A 16,779-nucleotide genomic window follows, 5' to 3' on the forward strand; every position below is an offset into this window, starting at 1 on the left:
GATTCGGCTATGGCTTTTTTGACTCACCTCACGGGCCGGCCGACGGGGCGACATAGATTTGGACAGGCCCTTAGGGCCTGTCCAAATCATGAAGGGCAAAGAGCCCGGAGCAACAAAAATCACGGCAGGGAACGAGCAGAATCGGGAAATTCGATTCAGGATCAGGAGGTTGGAAGAGCGCGATGAATCAGTTCGCGAAGGCGTTGATTCAGAAGGTCAGAGAAGGAGCCCCAGAAACTCCTGCACCTCGCGCCCCTGCTTGAAAAGGCCGATGCGCTTGATCTCCCACTGGAGGCGGATTCCGGAGGTCTCGAGCACGCGGGCGCGGACTGTCTCGCCGAGATATTCGAGATCATAGCCGGTGGCGTTTCCGGTGTTGATCATGAAGTTGCAGTGCATGGGCGACATCTGCGCGCCGCCGATCATGAGACCGCGGCAGCCTGCCTTGTCGATCTCCTTCCAGGCGGACGTTCCCTCGGGATTCTTGAAGGTCGAGCCACCGGTCTTCTCGCGAATAGGCTGCACCGTCTCGCGATGATGCTGCACCGCGTCCATGTCCGTCTTGATCTTGTCCTTCTGCTCAGGATAGCCCTCGAAGACGGCCGACACGAAGATGAGGCCGGAGGACGCCGAGGAGTGGCGGTAGGCGTAGCCCATCTCGGCGTTTGAGAGGGTGTGGACGTCGCCCTTGCGGTCGAGCGCGCGCACTTCGACGACACGCTCGCGCGTCTCGACACCGTTGGCGCCGGCGTTCATGCGCAACGCGCCACCGATGCCGCCGGGGATGCCGTGGTAGAAATGGAAGCCACCGATGCCGGCATCGAGTGCAAGCGCTGCGACGCGCTTGTCGGGAATGGCGGCGCCCGCGCTGATGCGCACGGGCGAAATCACCTTCGCCTCGCCGAAGCCTTTCGCGGACAGCCGGATGACGATGCCTGGAATGCCGCCTTCGCGCACCAGCAGATTGGAGCCGATGCCGACAACAGTAAGCGGAATGTCCTCGGGCACGGCCTTGAGAAAAGCGGCCAGATCCTGCTCGTCGGCAGGCTGGTAGAGCGCCTCGGCCGGACCGCCGGCCTGGAACCAGGTAATCTTGTCCATCTCGGCGTTGGGCGTGATGCGGCCGCGAATGTCTTTCAGCCGGTCACCGAGGCGGGCGAGAAGCGCTTCGCCCCGGATCATGCAGCCGCCCCGCCAGAATCCTCGTCGCCGGCCGCGAGTTCCTTCGGCAAGGCATAGGCCCATTGCGTGATGTTGCCCGCGCCGAGGAAGACGACAAAGTCGCCCGGCTTGGCGATCTCGCGGATCATCGGCTCGATGGCCTGGGGATCGGCGAGATAGCGTGCATCGCGATGGCCGCCGGAGCGGATGCGGTGGACGAGCTTTTCGGAATTGACGCCGTCGATCGGGTCCTCGCCGGCTGCATAGACCGGAGCGATGGCGACGACGTTGGCATCGTTGAAGCAGGCGGAAAATTCGTCGAACAGATCGCGCAGGCGCGTGTAGCGATGCGGCTGGGCAATCGCGATGACGCGGCCCGAGGATGCGTCCCGCGCGGCCTTGAGCACAGCCTTGATCTCGACGGGGTGGTGGCCGTAGTCATCGAAGATATCGACGCCCTTCCACGAGCCCGTATGGGTGAAGCGGCGCTTGACGCCCCCAAAGGAGGACAGGCCACGCTTGATGGCGTCGGGCGAGATGCCGAGCTCATGGGCTACTGCAATCGCGGCGGTCGCGTTCGAGACGTTGTGCCGACCCGGCATCGGCAGCGAGAGATCAGCGATCAACGTATCTTCGCCCGTCTTGCGGTTGCGGATGAAGACGTCGAAGCGTGACGTCGCGCCTTCCATGCGATGGTTGGTGAAGCGGACATCGGCCTGCGCATTGGCGCCATAGGTGATGACGCGGCGGTCATCGATGTGAGCGACGAGGGCCTGCACCTCAGGGTGGTCGGTGCACATGACGCCGAAGCCGTAGAACGGGACGTTCTCGACGAACTGGCGGAACGCCTCGCGCACCTTGTCGAAAGTGCCGTAGTGATCGAGGTGCTCGGGATCGATGTTGGTGACGACAGCGATGTCGGCGGGCAGTTTGAGGAACGTGCCGTCGCTCTCGTCGGCCTCGACCACCATCCACTCGCCCGCGCCCATGCGCGCGTTGGTGCCGTAGGCATTGATGATCCCGCCATTGACGACGGTCGGATCGAGCCCGCCGGCCTCGAGCAGCGTCGCGATCATCGAGGTGGTCGTGGTCTTGCCGTGCGTACCGCCGATGGCGATCGCATTGCGGAAACGCATCAGTTCGGCCAGCATCTCGGCACGGCGCACGATGGGCAGCACCTTTTCCCGCGCCGCCTTCAACTCGGGATTGGACTTCTTGATGGCGGTCGACACAACTACGACTTCGGCCGCCCCGAGGTTTTCGGCCGCGTGGCCGACGAAGCACTCGATGCCCTTTTCGCGCAGGCGCTGGATGTTGGCGCTCTCGGACTGATCGGAGCCTTGCACGCGATAGCCGAGATTGTGCAGCACCTCTGCGATGCCGCTCATGCCAATGCCGCCGATGCCGATGAAATGCACCAGCCCGATGCTCTGAGGCATCTTCATGATCTGAATTCCTCCACGGACTTGCCTGAGGCAATAGCCTCTGCAACGTCAGCGAGCAACCGCGCAGCGTCCGGTTTCCCCGCCGATTTGGCGGCAGCAGCCATGGATTCAAGCCTTTCCGGCTGTGAAATGGCGTCCCCGATGAGGGAAGCGAGCCGCTCGGTCGAAAGGGTGGACTGTGGATGAACCTCCGCCCCGCCCGCCGCTGCGAGCGCTGCGGCGTTGGCCGCTTGGTCATGGTCAAGCGCATAGGGGTACGGCACGAGGAAAGCCGGACGACCGATGACCGCAATTTCCGAGACTGTCGATGCGCCGGAGCGCGAGACAACGAGACTGGCGGCGGCGATGCGCGCGGCCATGTCGTTGAAGAAGGGCAGCACCTCCGGCACCATGCCGAGTTCGGCATAGGCAGCCTTGACGCGGCCGACATCGTCGGCGCGAGCCTGCTGGGTGACGAGGAGATGGGTGCGCAACTCCTGCGGAAGCGCTGCGATGGCCGCAGGGATGGCGTCGGAGAAGAACTGCGCGCCCTGGCTGCCGCCGAAGACCAGAAGCCGGAACGGCTCGCCCTGGCGAGCGGCCTTGTATGGCGTGGCCGCGGCCTGCAGCACGGCCGGACGCACGGGATTTCCGGTGATGACGGTCTTGGCAGCGTATTGCCCCTTGCTATCAGGCAGGAAGCCGCCCGCGATGGCCGTAACCCTTGCGGCAAGCGCCTTGTTGGCGCGGCCCATCACGGCATTCTGCTCGTGCACCATGGTGGGCACGCCGCGACGGGTCGCGGCATAGAGCGGCGGCAGCGTCGGGTAACCGCCGAAGCCGATGACGACCGATGGCTTGATGCGGTGGATCAGTTGCGAAGACTGGCGCACACCGCGCCAGATCGTCAGGAAGGACTTCGTCAGCGCGATCGGGTTCTTCGAACCGAAGGTGGCCGACGCGATGGGTTGAACTTCGCTCGCCGGAAAATGGCCTGCAAAACGCTCGGCACGGTCGTCGGTGGCGAGATGCACTTTCCAGCCGCGCGCAATCAGTTCATGCGCCAGCGCCTCGGCCGGGAAAAGATGACCGCCGGTTCCGCCCGCAGCGAGAAGAATCGTCCCCTTGGGCATCCTACTCCGCCGGGATCATATGGCCGGGCGCGCGCTCGAAATCTACCGACTTGCGCTTCTCAGGCTTGCGACGCGTCAGCGCCAGCACCATGCCCATCGAGATGGCGATCGCGATCAGCGAGGAACCGCCATAGGAGATAAAGGGCAGCGTCATGCCCTTGGCCGGCATGAGTTGCAGGTTCACGCCCATGTTGATGACCGACTGGAAGCCGAACACGACGACGAGCCCGGCAACCGCAAAGCGGGTGAAATCATCCTCTTCCTTCAAAGCGGTCATAAGACCGCGCAGAACGATGAAGGCAAAGATCGACATGATGAGCAGGCAAAGCACGATGCCGAATTCCTCGCCCGCAACGGAGAACACGAAGTCGGCATGGCTGTCGGGAATTATGCGCTTGATCGTGCCCTCACCCGGGCCAACGCCGAACCAGCCGCCGTTAACGACAGCCTCGCGACCCATGTCGACCTGGAAAGTGTCGCCCTCGCCGGTCAGGAAGCGGTCGATACGCCCGGCGACATGCGGAAACACGGTGTAGGCGCCAAGCGCGCCCGCCACGCCAAAACCACCGATGACGACGATCCAGAGCCACGGCATTCCTGCCATGAAGAACATGACGCCCCAAGTGCCGAGGACGAGGATCGTCTGGCCGAGGTCGGGCTGCGCGACAAGAAGCGCAAGGACGACGCCGAGCAGCAGCATGGCGAAGAAATTGCCGGGAATATCGGGCTGGCGCCGATGCTCGGCGAACAGCCAGGCGCAGATGACGACAAAGGCTGGCTTGAGGAATTCGGACGGCTGGACGGAAACGCCGGCAAACGACAGCCAGCGATGCGCGCCCTTGACCTCGACGCCGATGAACAGAACCGCCACCATCATCGTCAGCATCACGCCCAGCATGGCGAGCGAGAAGCGGCGAATCTGGCGCGCGCTCAAGAAGGACACCGCCAGCATCGCGATCAGGGCCGGGATCATGTACACGATCTGGCGCGTGGCGAAGTGAAAGCTGTCGAGGCCGATGCGTTCGGCGACCGCCGGGCTGGCGGCGAACGACAGGACTATGCCAAGCCCCATCAACGACAGGAACGCGGCAAGAAACCAGCGATCGACGGTCCACCACCAGGTAGCGACGGGGCTTGTGTCCAGACGGCTCTTCATCGGAGCATCATCCTAGCTTGGCGTTGCATCTTTCCCGGAAAATCGAATCATTCCGGTTTACCTCCGATTGACCTTACGCCCTCAATCTTACCGACAGCTTGCTTAAAGGCCTCGCCGCGCACTTCGAAGTTCTTGAACTGGTCGAAGCTGGCACAGGCTGGAGACAGCAGGACGACGACATCGCTTGTCGGATCGGCAGCCGCATCGGCCGCAGCGTGTTCGACGGCGGCCGCGAGAGTACCGGAAATCTCATAGGGCACCGCCTCGCCCAGCGTCACCGAGAAGGCCGGCGCGGCCTCGCCGATCAGATAGGCCTTGGCAATACGGGGGAAATAGCCGCGCAGGGATTCGATACCGCCTTCCTTGGGAAGGCCGCCGGCGATCCAGTAGATGCGCGGGAAGGACGACAGCGCAGGCGCTGCGGCGTCGGCGTTGGTCGCCTTGGAATCGTTGACGAAGAGGACATTGTCTTTCCTGCCAACCTGCTCCATGCGATGGGCAAGACCCGGAAAGGCCTCCAGCCCGGACTGGATCTCGCCGAGGTCCAGCCCGACCTTTAGGCATGCGGCGACGGCGGCGAGCGCATTCTGCGCATTGTGCTGGCCCCGCAGCGAACCGATGCCTTCGAGGAAGCCGACCCGGCTGTAGCGGCCGTGCTCGGCCTCCATCAGATCGGTCCCGTCGGCGAAATAGCCGTCGGTGATCTGTAGGCGCTTCGAAATGCGGATGACGTGGTGGCCGGCACGCTCGAGCCGGTCGGCGATCTGCACGCAATAGCTGTCGTCCACGCCGACGATGGCCGTCTCGCTGCCTGCAACCAGCCGCTCCTTGATGGAGGCATAGCGCTGCATGGTGCCGTGGCGGTCGAGATGATCGGGCGTCAGGTTGAGCAGGATGCCGGCGGTCGGATTGATCGAGGGCGCGAGGTCGATCTGATAGGAGGAGCACTCGACCACATAGAAGCGATCCGGCGTTATCGGATCGAGCGTCATCACCGCGCGGCCGATATTGCCACCCATCTGAGCGTCGCGGCCGGCAGCTTTCAGGATGTGAGCGGTGAGCGCCGTGGTGGTCGACTTCCCGTTGGTGCCGGTGATGGCGATGAAGGGCGCATTGGGCGCCTGAAGCGCGCGCTCGCGGCAGAAGAGCTCGACATCGCCGATGATCTCGACGCCCGCGCCACGAGCGAGTTCGACAGACCAGTGCGGCTTGGGGTGGGTGAGCGGCACGCCTGGAGACAGAACGAAGGACGCAAAGCCCGACCAGTCCGCCGTTCTGAGGTCGCCAGTCGCGATGCCTTCGGCGGCGGCCTTCGCAACGCTGTCGGGATTGTCGTCCCAGGCAAGCACGTCCGCTCCGCCCTCCCTGAGGGAGAGCGCAGTCGCCATACCCGAACCTCCAAGACCGAAAAGAGCGACACGCTTGCCTGCGAAGGACCGGGCCGGGATCATGGAAGGTTACCTCAGCTTCAGGCTCGACAGGCCGATGAGCGCCAGAATGACCGCGATGATCCAGAAGCGGATCACGACCTGGCTCTCGGTCCAGCCGAGCTTCTCGAAATGGTGGTGGATAGGGGCCATCAGGAAGACGCGCTTTCCGGTCATCTTGAAGAAGCCGACCTGAATGATGACCGACAGCGCCTCCATGACGAAGAGGCCGCCGATGATGGCGAGCACGATCTCGTGCTTGGTGGCGACGGCGATCGCGCCGATAAGGCCGCCGAGCGCCAGCGACCCGGTGTCGCCCATGAAGATGGCGGCGGGCGGCGCGTTGAACCATAGGAAGCCGAGGCCCGCGCCGATGACCGCGCCGAGGATGACGGCAAGCTCGCCGGTGCCGGGCACGAAATGGATCTGCAGATACTCGGCGAAGACGGCGTTGCCCGAGAGATAGGCGATGACGCCAAAGGAGGCGGCAGCGATCATGATCGGGACGATGGCCAGACCGTCGAGGCCGTCGGTCAGGTTCACCGCATTACCCGCGCCGACGATGACGAAGCAGGAGAACGGGATGAAGAACCAGCCGAGGTGGATGATGAAATCCTTGATGAACGGGAAGGTGAGCGACGACGAGAACGGCGCCTGCCCGGCATTCATGATGACATAGGCGGCAATGGCGGCGATCAGGAACTCGACCGCGAGACGCGCCTTGCCTGAGAAGCCAAGATGCGACTGCTTGGTGACCTTGAGGTAGTCGTCATAGAAGCCGATCGCCCCGAATCCGATCGCCACAAGCAGCACCACCCAGACATAGACGCTCTGAATGTTGGCCCAAAGCAGGCTGGAGCCGAGGATGCCGGTCAGGATCATCAGGCCGCCCATGGTCGGCGTCCCCGCCTTCTTGAAATGCGTCTGCGGGCCGTCGGCGCGGATCGGCTGGCCCTTGCCCTGCCTGATGCGCAGGGACGCGATGATGGCCGGCCCGAAGATGAAGACGATCAGCGCAGAGGTGATGAGCGCACCGCCGGTCCGGAAGGTGATGTAGCGGAAGACGTTGAACGCCGAGACATCATCGGCGAATGCAACGAGAAGGGTGAGCATGCGTGGTCCCCCGGACGATCAGGACGGCTTGGCGTTTCCGGCGTCGCCCGGAAACTGGCGGATGAGCGCATCGACGAGCTTTGAGAAGCCGATCCCCTTCGACGACTTGATCATGACCACGTCGCCCGGCCGGATTGTATCGATCAGAACGGGCTTCAGGTCATCGGCGCCGCTGCGATACTCGAAAGGCAGGCCTTCGGGAAGGGCCTCGGCAAGCGATTTCATCTCGGGCCCGGCCAGCAGGATGAGATCGGTGCGGGTGCCAGCGATGAGGTCGGCGAGGCCAGAATGCAGCGCCTGCGAATGCGCGCCAAGCTCCAGCATGTCGCCGAGAACGGCGATGCGACGCCCCTCGCCTGTGACAGGTGTGGCGTCGAGCAGCGACATGGCAGCCTTCATGGAGGCGGGATTGGCGTTGTAGCTTTCGTCGATCAGAGTGACCGGCCCATCCGGGTGCCTGAGCACATGGCGCTTGCCGCGTCCCTCCTCGGCCGAGAGCGTGACGAGCGCCTCGGCGACCTTCTCTACGTCGGCGCCGACGAGGTCTGCCGCGCCGAACACGGCGAGTGCGTTCTGCACGACATGGCGGCCCGGTGCGCCGATGCGGGCGATGACCTCCCTGCCCGCGACTGACGCGGAAATCAGCGAATGGTCGGGGTGGAGCGAGAGGTTGGTGAGCCGATAGTCCGCCACCTCGCTCTCGCCGAAGCCGACGATCCTGTCGACCGCGAGGTCTCGCGCGATGCGCGACAGCAACTCAAAGCGCTCGTCGTCGCGGTTTAGAAGCGCCGCCCCGCCGGGCTCGATCCCCTCGAAAATCTCGGCCTTGGCGCGGGCGATGTCGTCCAGCGACTGGAAGTGTCCGAGATGGGCGGCGGCGATGATCGTAACGATAGCGACGTGCGGCCGGACCATCTTGACCAGCGGGCGGATCTCGTTCTCGTGGTTCATGCCAATCTCGAAGACGGCATAGTCGCAATCGGCATGCATGCGGGCGAGCGTCAGCGGCACGCCCCAGTGATTGTTGAAGGATGCAGCCGAAGCATGCACCTTACCGACGGCGGACAATGCGTGACGCAGCGCCTCCTTGGTGCTGGTCTTGCCGGCCGAACCGGTGACGGCGATGATCTTCGCCCGCGATCGCGCGCGCGCCGCCTGCCCTGCCTTTTCGAGCGCAACCAGCACGTCCGGCACGACGATCATCGGCGCGGTGAGGCGACCGAGCGCGGGAAGTTTTCCTTCCGCGACAACGAGCAGGCTGGCGCCGGCCTTGACGGCGGCGGTCGCGAAATCATGGCCGTCCATCGCCTCGCCCTTGATGGCGAAGAACGCGTCGCCGGGAACGAGGCTGCGCGTATCGATGGAAATGCCCAGGACCGACTGCGGCATGGTCCCGAGCGGACGGCCGCCCGTCGCCTGGATCAGTTCGTCAGCCAGCCAGAGCGCGCTCATGTCGCGTAGTCCTTCAGCGCCTTGCGCACTTCCTCATGGTCAGAGAACGGCAGCGTGACATCGCCGACGGTCTGGCCTTCCTCATGCCCCTTGCCGGCGACAATCAGCGTATCACCGGCCTTGAGCGCGGCGACGCCATGCTGAATCGCCTGCCGGCGGTCGCCGATCTCGATGGCGCCGGGCGCGGCGGCGAGGATGGACTTGCGAATGTCGGCCGGGACTTCCGAGCGCGGATTGTCGTCGGTGACGATCACAATGTCGGCGAGCCGGGTGGCGATCTCGCCCATGATCGGGCGCTTTCCCCGATCGCGGTCGCCTCCGCAACCGAAAACGACAACCACACGGCCGGTGGTGAAGGGGCGCACCGACGCCAGAACATTCTCCAAGGCGTCAGGCTTGTGGGCGTAGTCGACATAGGCCGGAGCGCCTGACGGGGTGGTGCCGACCAGATCGAGACGGCCGGGCGCGCCCTTGAGATGCTCGAGCGCCATCAGCGCCTTGGCGACCGGCGTGCCGGTGGAGGCGGCGAGGCCGGCGGCGACCAGCGCGTTGAATATCTGGAAGTCGCCAGCCAGCGGCAGGTCGATCTCGTAGAGCGTGCCGCCGGCGACGATTTCGGCGCGCTGGCGGTAGCGCTCATGCTCGACGCGCTTCAGCGTGAGGAAGTCGCCATGCCGGCCGACAGTCAGCACATGATTGCCGGCGGCTTTTGCGGCATCGATCGTCGGTTGCGACCAGCGATCGTCGGCGAAGATGACGGCCGGCGCGCCTTTCGGCAGAAGCCTGTCGAAGAGCCGGAGCTTGGCCCGGTGATACTCCTCGACGGTCGGATGATAATCCATGTGGTCGCGGCCGAGATTGGTGAAGCCGCCGGCCGAGAGCCTGACGCCGTCCAGCCGGCGCTGGTCGAGTCCATGGCTGGAAGCTTCCATCGCCGCATGCGTGACGCCCGCGTCAGCAAGCTCGTTGAGCAGGATATGCAGGGCGACGGGGTCGGGCGTCGTGAGCGAGCCGTATTCGTCGCGGCCGGGGGCGACGACGCCGGTGGTGCCGATGCTGGCTGCGGCCTGCCCTGTCTGCTCCCAGATCTGGCGCGTGAAGGACGCGACCGAGGTCTTGCCGCTCGTGCCGGTGACCGCGACCATGGTTTCCGGCTGGCGCGGGAATATCTTCGCGGCGAGTTTCGCCAGCGCGAGACGCGGATCGTCGACGAGGAACACGGGCGTCGGGCCAGCCGCAATCTGCGCGCCTTTTGCGGCGACGATTGCCGCAGCGCCACGCGCGGCGGCATCGGCAGCGTATGAAGCGCCATCTGCCTTCGCACCGGGCACGGCGACGAAAACAACGCCCGGTGCGACCTTGCGGGAATCCGAAGTCACCCCGGTAACCTCGGCAGCGGTTGTGCCACCTTCGGCGCTGATCAGGCCGGCGAGGTCGTTAAGCTTCATCTAAAGCAATGTCCGATCAAAAACAGCCAAAACAGGCCACCCTCTCCAAGGCCGCCCTAGAATCAATCGCGATAGGATACGACCGTCGCGGCGCTTTCATGACCGAATTCCGGCGTTACGCCAAGCAGGACGCCGGCCCGACGGATGATGTTTGCCACGACCGGGGCCGCATTCAGGCCCGAAGTGGCCGCCATCCCGGGCTTTTCGGGCTTTGGCTCATCGATGATGGAAAGCACGATGTATTGCGGATCATCCATGGGAAAGGCTGCCAGAAAGGCGTTGAACCGCTTGTCGCTGGAATACCGCCCGTTGACCACCTTTTCGGCCGTACCCGTCTTGCCGCCAACGCGGAAGCCGGGAACTTCAGCCCGCTTGCCGGAACCCTTTTCGGCGTTCAGCCGGTAGAGATAGCGCATCTGCTCCACCGTGCTGTCCTTGACGACCTGATGGCCGACCTCGGCCGCCTCCGCTTCCGTGCGCGGCAGGAAGGTAGGCGGCAAGAGCCTGCCATTCATCAGCGCCGCCGCGCCAACGGCCGTCTGCAGCGGCGTCGTGGACATGCCGTGGCCGAAGGAAATCGTGATGGAGTTAACCTTCTTCCATTCCTTCGGTTCGGTCGGGGTCGCGACTTCCGGCAGTTCTGTGCGCAGGCGGTCGAGCAGGCCGAGCCGCTTCAGGAATTCGCGGTGTCCCTCGATGCCGACCATGTCGGCTTCCTTCGCCGAACCGATGTTGGACGAATAGATGAAGACTTCCGGCAGCGTCAGAACGCGGCCCTTGCCGTGGAAATCCTTGATCGTGAAGCGGCCGATGCGCAACGGACGCGAGGCATCGAATCGGCTTTCCAGATTGGCAAGGCCAGAATCCAGCGCCATGGCGGTCGTGAAGCTCTTGATGGTCGAGCCCATCTCGTAGGTGCCGGCCGAAATGCGGTTCAGCCGGTCCTTCTCATGAGCGTTGTAGGGATTGTTCGGATCGTAGTCCGGCACCGACGCCATGGCGACGATCTCGCCTGTCTTGGCGTTCAGCACCACGGCGCCTGCCGCGATCGAATGGTAGCGCTCCAGCGCCTGGGTGATCTCGTCATGAACGATGTGCTGGACGCGCAGGTCGATCGAAAGCTTGACGGGCTGGAGGTCCTTCGCAACGGCAAGCCCGGATGCCTGAAGGTCAGCCAGTCCCTGGTCGTCGATGTATTTTTCGAGGCCGGAGATGCCCTGATTGTCGATGTTGGTCAGACCGATGAGATGCGAGACGGTGGAGCCGGCCGGATAGAAGCGGCGCTTCTCGGTTCGGAAGCCGATGCCTGGCAGGCCGAGCTGGAAGATTTCCGCCTGCTGGCGCGGCGTGAGCTGGCGCTTCAGCCAGACGAAGCCCGCTCCGCTCCTGAGCTTGTGATAGGTCTGCTCGACGTCGATGTCGGGAAGCACGGTCGAAAGTTTTTCGATCACCTCGTCTGCGTCGACGATGCGGCGCGGTTCGGCGAACAGGGAAGCCGTCTTGATATCGGTCGCTAGCACCTCGCCGTTGCGGTCGACGATATCCGGGCGCGCGGCGGTCACGCGGCTGGCGGGCGGGCCGCTGCTCTCGGGATCCTGAATGCCAAGATAGACCAGACGCCCTGCGATCGCGCCGTAGATACCGAAGAAGACCGCCATCGTCATGACGACGCGGTTCTTTTGCTTGCCGCCGGTCGCCTTTCGCGAGCCTTCGACAACGATCGAGGCTTCGCCAGCGGGTTTCCTGCGCCCACGCAACAGCGAAATCATTGCACGACGCCTCCGGTGACGATGTTATCCTGTCCAGGCGAAGCGGCTGCGCCGCCGTCCGCCATGCCGCCGAGATTCTGGCTCGACAGGTCCTCGATGTTGAGGGGCTTGGCCGGCAGTTCGGCGAGCCCGACGATCTGGCGCGCTTCCAGCGGCGCCAGCCCAAGCTCGGCCTGATAGGTCTCCGACAGTTTCTGCAGGCGCGACGGCTGGGTGAGAAGGCTCCAGTCGGCCTTGAGCAAGTCGAGCGTGTCTTCCTCGAAGCGTATCTGTTGCTCGGTCTTGCGCAGGAGGGTTTGGCGGTCCTCCGCCTCGTGCTTGGTCTTGTAGGTGAACGCCGCCGCCGCGACCATTGCGGCAATCAGGACGATGTCGCTGGTACGAAACACTGGAACTACCTCTCAGCCGACACACGGATTTCAGGAAGCTTCGGAAGCCCGAAGAGCGACAGATCCGACGCACGCGCAGGCGCGTCGGTGCGAACCGCAACGCGCAGCCTCGCCGAGCGGGCGCGCGGATTGCGTTCGATCTCTTCCTCGCCGGGGTCGATCACACCGCCAGCCTTGTCGAAAGTCGCCGGCCGGAACTGGGTCTGCGGTAGGTGGCGCGAGCCTGCGGGATTTGCGGAGCGATCGGCGATGAAGCGCTTGACGATGCGATCCTCCAGCGAGTGGAAGGTGACGACCGCGAGACGGCCGCCGGGACAGAGCACGCGCTCGGCCGCGAAAAGGGCGTTCGCCAGTTCGCCAAGCTCGTCGTTGACGAAGATGCGCAGCGCCTGGAAGACGCGGGTCGCGGGATGGATCCGGTCGCCCGGCTTGCGTCCGACATGCGTCTCGATGGCGTCGGCAAGGTCGAGAGTGCGTTCGAACGGACGGCTGTCGCGGCGCTTTTCGATCATGCGCGCGATGCGGCCGGCATGACGCTCCTCGCCGAGGAGGCCGAAGATACGGGCCAGATCGTTCGCCTTGAAACGGTTGACGATGTCGGCAGCACTCGGACCCGACTGCGCCATGCGCATGTCGAGCGGGCCGTCGAAGCGGAACGAGAAGCCGCGCTCGGCCTCGTCCAACTGCATCGAGGATACGCCGATGTCGAGCACGACGCCGTCGACCTGGTCGACCGCGGCGTCAAGTTCTGAGAACGGGCCATGGACAAGCCGGACCCTGCCGCCCATCTCCTTTTCGAGCGCGCGGCCGGCCTCGATGGCATCGGGGTCGCGGTCGATCGCGACGACCGACGCGCCTGCGTCGAGCAGGGCCCTGGTATAGCCACCGGCACCGAACGTGCCGTCGATGATGGTCTTGCCCTGCGCGGGCTGCAGCGCCTTGACAACCTCGGCGAGGAGAACCGGAATGTGGCGGGCCGGTCCGCCAACCGCAGGGTCTCCCCCGCTGTTGCCCGCCATCATTCCGGTTGCTCCCCGGTCTCCCCTCCGGCCTTCATCCCCTGCCGAAGCCTTGAAAGCCGCGCCCTCGCCTGCGCGCCATAGGCGGCAAGCTTCGAAGGCTCCCATATCTGGAAAAAATTGCCGCGCCCCACAAAGGCCACGTCTGCCGTGATCCCCGTATGCTCGCGGATGAAATCGGTCACCGTGATGCGTCCATCCTGGTCCAGCTTCAGGAAGGCGCCGTCCCCATGCACGAAGAAGGACATGTCGTCCGCAGTCTGCAGGAACGGATCTTCCTGATTCATCCGTGCCTCGTAACGGTCGAGCAGGTCGAGCCCGCCGACGTCGAGCGCCGGTATGTCCAACTGGCGAATGGCATAGAGTTCCGAGTAGCCCCTCTGCTGCACGACCGAACGGAAATGCGCTGGCACGGACACCCGTCCCTTGGCGTCGATCCTGTTCACCGCACTGGACAGAAACCGGCTCATCACGCGCTACAGCCGTCTCCGTCGAAAACCATCCGGTCATCTCGCCCGCGCCTCCGAGGCGCGGCCCCTGCCGCAAAGCCTGTGCCGCTCGAGACCATGCGAAAGCACGTCGCGCGACCCGACAGCCGCACGCTTGGCGCTCGATTGACCTTCGACCGGAACAGGAACTTGATTGTGTGTATGGGATAACATGGGGCAATATGGGCGTCAACGGGAACAACAGGTACACACGCCCGGAAACTGCCTGCAAAGGCAATCCCGGGCATCCACCGCTTTATGCTCCATTAAGCCTAACGAACGGTTAGTGGCCTGTTTGAGCGCTCTGCTCCACCTTGCGGATCGTGCAGTCGCGGCGCATAGCGGTGGCAAGTGCCAAGCTGGAATAACGACCATGACCGACAACCCGAACGCCCGTGCCGCCCAGCTAACCCATCTGCGCCGGCGGAAACTGAAGAAGGGAGATCCGGTCGCGCTGCCATTGACCATGGCGTCGATGTTCAACCTGCCGGGCACCCCGGCCGGGTTCGCGCAGTATGGCCGCTTCGACAACCCGACATGGGATGCGGTCGAAGAGATGCTGTCGCATCTGGAGGACGCGCAGGCGGTGGCGTTTCCCTCGGGCATGGCGGCGATCTCGGCGGTGTTCTTCAGCCAGTTGAAGACCGGCGACCGCGTGCTGCTGCCCTCCGATGGCTACTACACGACGCGCGTGCTGGCCGCGCGCTTCCTGAAGCCGTTGGGCGTGACGTTCGACCTGCGGCCGACGGGCGCGTTCCTCGACGGTGGCTTCGACGGCTACCGGCTGGTGTTCATCGAGACGCCGGCCAACCCCGGCCTCGACTTCTGCGACATCGCGGCGGCCTGCAAGGCCGCGCACACGGCAGGCGCAACTGTGGTCGCCGACAACACGACGATGACGCCCTACGGTCAGCGGCCGCTCGACCTCGGCGCGGACATCGTCGTGGCGGCCGACACCAAGGCCCCCAACGGCCACTCAGACGCTCTCTTTGGCCACGTCGCCAGCCGTGACGAGAAGATCGTCGCGGCCGTGAAGGACTGGCGAAAGCTGTCAGGCGCTATCCCCGGCCCGTTCGAGGCGTGGCTGGTGCATCGCGGGCTGGAAACGCTGGAACTGCGCTTCGACCGCATGTGCTCGTCGGCGGAAACGATCGCCGCGCGGCTGCTAGCGCATCCCAAGGTCAAGGCGTTGCGGTTCCCCGGCCTTGCCAATGACCCGTCGCACAATCTTGCCAGGGTCCAGATGCAGCGGTTCGGCTTCCTGATCGGCCTGACGCTGGAAACGGAAGAAGCCGCGGAGGCCTTCATAAACGGCTGTGATCTGATCCAGCCGGCGACATCATTCGGCGGGGTCCACACGTCGGCCGAGCGGCGCGCCCGCTGGGGCGACGCCGTTGCGCCGGGCTTCGTCCGGCTGTCTGTCGGCTGCGAGCCGGTGGAGGAACTGTGGCGGGCGCTGGAAGAAGCGCTCGAGCGGAGCTAAGCCTTACCCCCAACAGCCGGGGCAGAGTTGAATCAAAAGATTGGCGGATCGCGGCAACATGTTGCTGCGACTCCGCTTTTGCCGATCTCGAAAAAATGCCAGCCGGCCTGTAAGCCGGGTTTTGTATGGCCCTCCAGCCCTTGCGGACCAGAGAACGTGGCGGCCATTCATCTTGGACCGTCGTTGCCGACGGCCTCACGCAACCTACCCGGGCGGTGGGCCGGAAACAGCCCTGAGGGTCGCCCCTCGACCGCCCCTATTCGGTTTTGCTCCCGGTGGGGTTTGCCTTGCCGCTTCCGTTGCCGGTCGCGCGGTGGGCTCTTACCCCACCCTTTCACCCTTACCCCGAGGAATCGAGGCGGTTTGCTTTCTGTGGCACTTTCCCTGGGGTCGCCCCCGCCGGCCGTTAGCCGGCACCGTGTCTCCATGGAGCCCGGACTTTCCTCACCCGCAACCTTTCGGTTCTCGCGGGTGCGGCCGCCCGGCCGGCTGGCAGGCGTATAAAGGCGTTCGCCGGCCGAAAGGCAATATGGTCGCGACGTTAAAGTTAAGCGCTCCGATCGAGTTCGCGCTCCGAAACGAAATGGGTCGAAGCGTCGGCCGTGGTCAGGTGGCGTTTCACCTTCGCGCAATAGTCGCGGGAAGTGGCATTCATACGCTTGGCGGCATGGCCGGCATTATACTTCAGGATCGTTCCACAGGTCGTGCCGCCGCCGAGTTTGCGGGCCTTGCCAAGATACTTCATGCCGAACTTGATGTTGGTCTCCGGATCGAAGAGGCCGGTGGTCGACCCCTCATAGCCCATCATCTTCGCCGTCGTCGGCTTGATCTGCATGAGGCCGACCTCGCCGGCCTTGCCGAGCGAATAGACCTTGTAGTTACTCTCAACGGTGATCACCGCATGCGCCAGTTCGAGGGGTACGTCGTTCTCCAGCGCGTATTTCTCGATAAAAGGCTTGTAGCGATCCTCAGGCGTGGCGGCGGCGAGTTTCTTCTCCTCCTCGACCGCCTCGATGGCGTGGAAAACCTCTTCTGCGGTCAATCCACGCGTGGTCGCGGCAACGTTCGTTTCCACCTTGCCAGCGTCGCTTGTCCAGACGCCAACACCCGGCACATTCGCGACGGACACCCCCTCCTCCTGGGCATAGGCGGCAAAAGTCGTCAGCCCGGCAGCCAGCGCTGCCGCTAAAACGGTCAGATTTTTCATGAGTCCCTTTGTTATCCGGCCGCGCAAAGGGGGAAGCGCGCGACGCTTTGGAATTTACACCGGGACCGCGGATACCAGTCGCCGGCAAGCTCAATGGGCGAAGTGGCGAT

At 64.3% G+C, this 16,779-nt stretch carries 14 protein-coding genes and 1 other RNA gene; 1 reads left to right on the forward strand and 14 read right to left on the reverse strand.

Annotated elements, in window-relative coordinates; translation table 11 throughout:
* Positions 1 to 216 precede the first annotated feature (216 nt).
* The 12 genes from murB to mraZ all read right to left on the reverse strand — a co-directional run bounded on the left by murB (position 217) and on the right by mraZ (position 13,961).
* The gene (murB, locus tag ABMA32_RS11475; protein WP_349013890.1) at positions 217 to 1,182 is read right to left on the reverse strand and encodes a UDP-N-acetylmuramate dehydrogenase; all 966 of its coding nucleotides are present in this window, start codon (positions 1,180 to 1,182) and stop codon (positions 217 to 219) included.
* On the reverse strand, positions 1,179 to 2,606 hold the full coding sequence (murC, locus tag ABMA32_RS11480; RefSeq protein ID WP_349013891.1) for a UDP-N-acetylmuramate--L-alanine ligase: 1,428 nt from the start codon (positions 2,604 to 2,606) through the stop codon (positions 1,179 to 1,181). Before murC ends, murB begins: the two co-directional genes overlap by 4 nt.
* Positions 2,603 to 3,718, reverse strand: a complete 1,116-nt coding sequence (murG, locus tag ABMA32_RS11485) for an undecaprenyldiphospho-muramoylpentapeptide beta-N-acetylglucosaminyltransferase (RefSeq protein WP_349013892.1) — start codon at positions 3,716 to 3,718, stop codon at positions 2,603 to 2,605. The genes murC and murG overlap by 4 nt, the downstream gene beginning before the upstream one ends.
* 1 nt (position 3,719) lies before the next feature.
* Entirely contained in the window at positions 3,720 to 4,874 is a 1,155-nt protein-coding gene (ftsW, locus tag ABMA32_RS11490; protein WP_349013893.1) for a putative lipid II flippase FtsW, read from the reverse strand.
* A gap of 47 nt (positions 4,875 to 4,921) precedes the next feature.
* Positions 4,922 to 6,325, reverse strand: a complete 1,404-nt coding sequence (gene murD / locus ABMA32_RS11495) for a UDP-N-acetylmuramoyl-L-alanine--D-glutamate ligase (protein ID WP_349013894.1) — start codon at positions 6,323 to 6,325, stop codon at positions 4,922 to 4,924.
* Positions 6,326 to 6,331: 6 nt separating this feature from the next.
* Positions 6,332 to 7,414, reverse strand: coding sequence for a phospho-N-acetylmuramoyl-pentapeptide-transferase (gene mraY / locus ABMA32_RS11500; RefSeq protein WP_349013895.1), 1,083 nt, complete (start codon positions 7,412 to 7,414; stop codon positions 6,332 to 6,334).
* Positions 7,415 to 7,432: 18 nt separating this feature from the next.
* The gene (locus ABMA32_RS11505) at positions 7,433 to 8,866 is read right to left on the reverse strand and encodes a UDP-N-acetylmuramoylalanyl-D-glutamyl-2,6-diaminopimelate--D-alanyl-D-alanine ligase (protein WP_349013896.1); all 1,434 of its coding nucleotides are present in this window, start codon (positions 8,864 to 8,866) and stop codon (positions 7,433 to 7,435) included.
* The gene (locus tag ABMA32_RS11510; protein ID WP_349013897.1) at positions 8,863 to 10,314 is read right to left on the reverse strand and encodes a UDP-N-acetylmuramoyl-L-alanyl-D-glutamate--2,6-diaminopimelate ligase; all 1,452 of its coding nucleotides are present in this window, start codon (positions 10,312 to 10,314) and stop codon (positions 8,863 to 8,865) included. Before ABMA32_RS11510 ends, ABMA32_RS11505 begins: the two co-directional genes overlap by 4 nt.
* Positions 10,315 to 10,376: 62 nt before the next feature.
* A complete protein-coding gene (locus ABMA32_RS11515; RefSeq protein WP_349013898.1) occupies positions 10,377 to 12,083 on the reverse strand; it encodes a peptidoglycan D,D-transpeptidase FtsI family protein in 1,707 nt (568 codons plus the stop codon).
* Positions 12,080 to 12,472: a cell division protein FtsL gene (gene ftsL / locus ABMA32_RS11520; protein ID WP_349013899.1), complete on the reverse strand. Its 393-nt coding sequence runs from the start codon at positions 12,470 to 12,472 to the stop codon at positions 12,080 to 12,082. Before ftsL ends, ABMA32_RS11515 begins: the two co-directional genes overlap by 4 nt.
* Before the next feature lie 5 nt (positions 12,473 to 12,477).
* On the reverse strand, positions 12,478 to 13,494 hold the full coding sequence (gene rsmH / locus ABMA32_RS11525; RefSeq protein WP_349013900.1) for a 16S rRNA (cytosine(1402)-N(4))-methyltransferase RsmH: 1,017 nt from the start codon (positions 13,492 to 13,494) through the stop codon (positions 12,478 to 12,480).
* Positions 13,491 to 13,961, reverse strand: a complete 471-nt coding sequence (mraZ, locus tag ABMA32_RS11530; protein ID WP_349013901.1) for a division/cell wall cluster transcriptional repressor MraZ — start codon at positions 13,959 to 13,961, stop codon at positions 13,491 to 13,493. Before mraZ ends, rsmH begins: the two co-directional genes overlap by 4 nt.
* Before the next feature lie 391 nt (positions 13,962 to 14,352).
* On the opposite strand from mraZ, the gene ABMA32_RS11535 reads away from it, so the two are divergent.
* Positions 14,353 to 15,462, forward strand: coding sequence for a cystathionine gamma-lyase (locus tag ABMA32_RS11535; protein ID WP_349013902.1), 1,110 nt, complete (start codon positions 14,353 to 14,355; stop codon positions 15,460 to 15,462).
* 94 nt (positions 15,463 to 15,556) lie between these two features.
* On the opposite strand, the gene rnpB is transcribed toward ABMA32_RS11535, so the two are convergent.
* Positions 15,557 to 15,955, reverse strand: an RNA gene (gene rnpB, locus ABMA32_RS11540) — RNase P RNA component class A.
* A gap of 54 nt (positions 15,956 to 16,009) precedes the next feature.
* Positions 16,010 to 16,669 carry a lytic transglycosylase domain-containing protein gene (locus ABMA32_RS11545; protein WP_349013903.1) on the reverse strand — a complete coding sequence of 220 codons (660 nt, stop codon included), beginning with the start codon at positions 16,667 to 16,669 and terminating at the stop codon, positions 16,010 to 16,012.
* Between the last annotated feature and the right edge of the window lie 110 nt (positions 16,670 to 16,779).

The sequence above is a fragment of the Mesorhizobium quangtriensis genome, from assembly GCF_040081925.1.
GTDB classification, from domain to species: domain Bacteria; phylum Pseudomonadota; class Alphaproteobacteria; order Rhizobiales; family Rhizobiaceae; genus Mesorhizobium_K; species Mesorhizobium_K quangtriensis.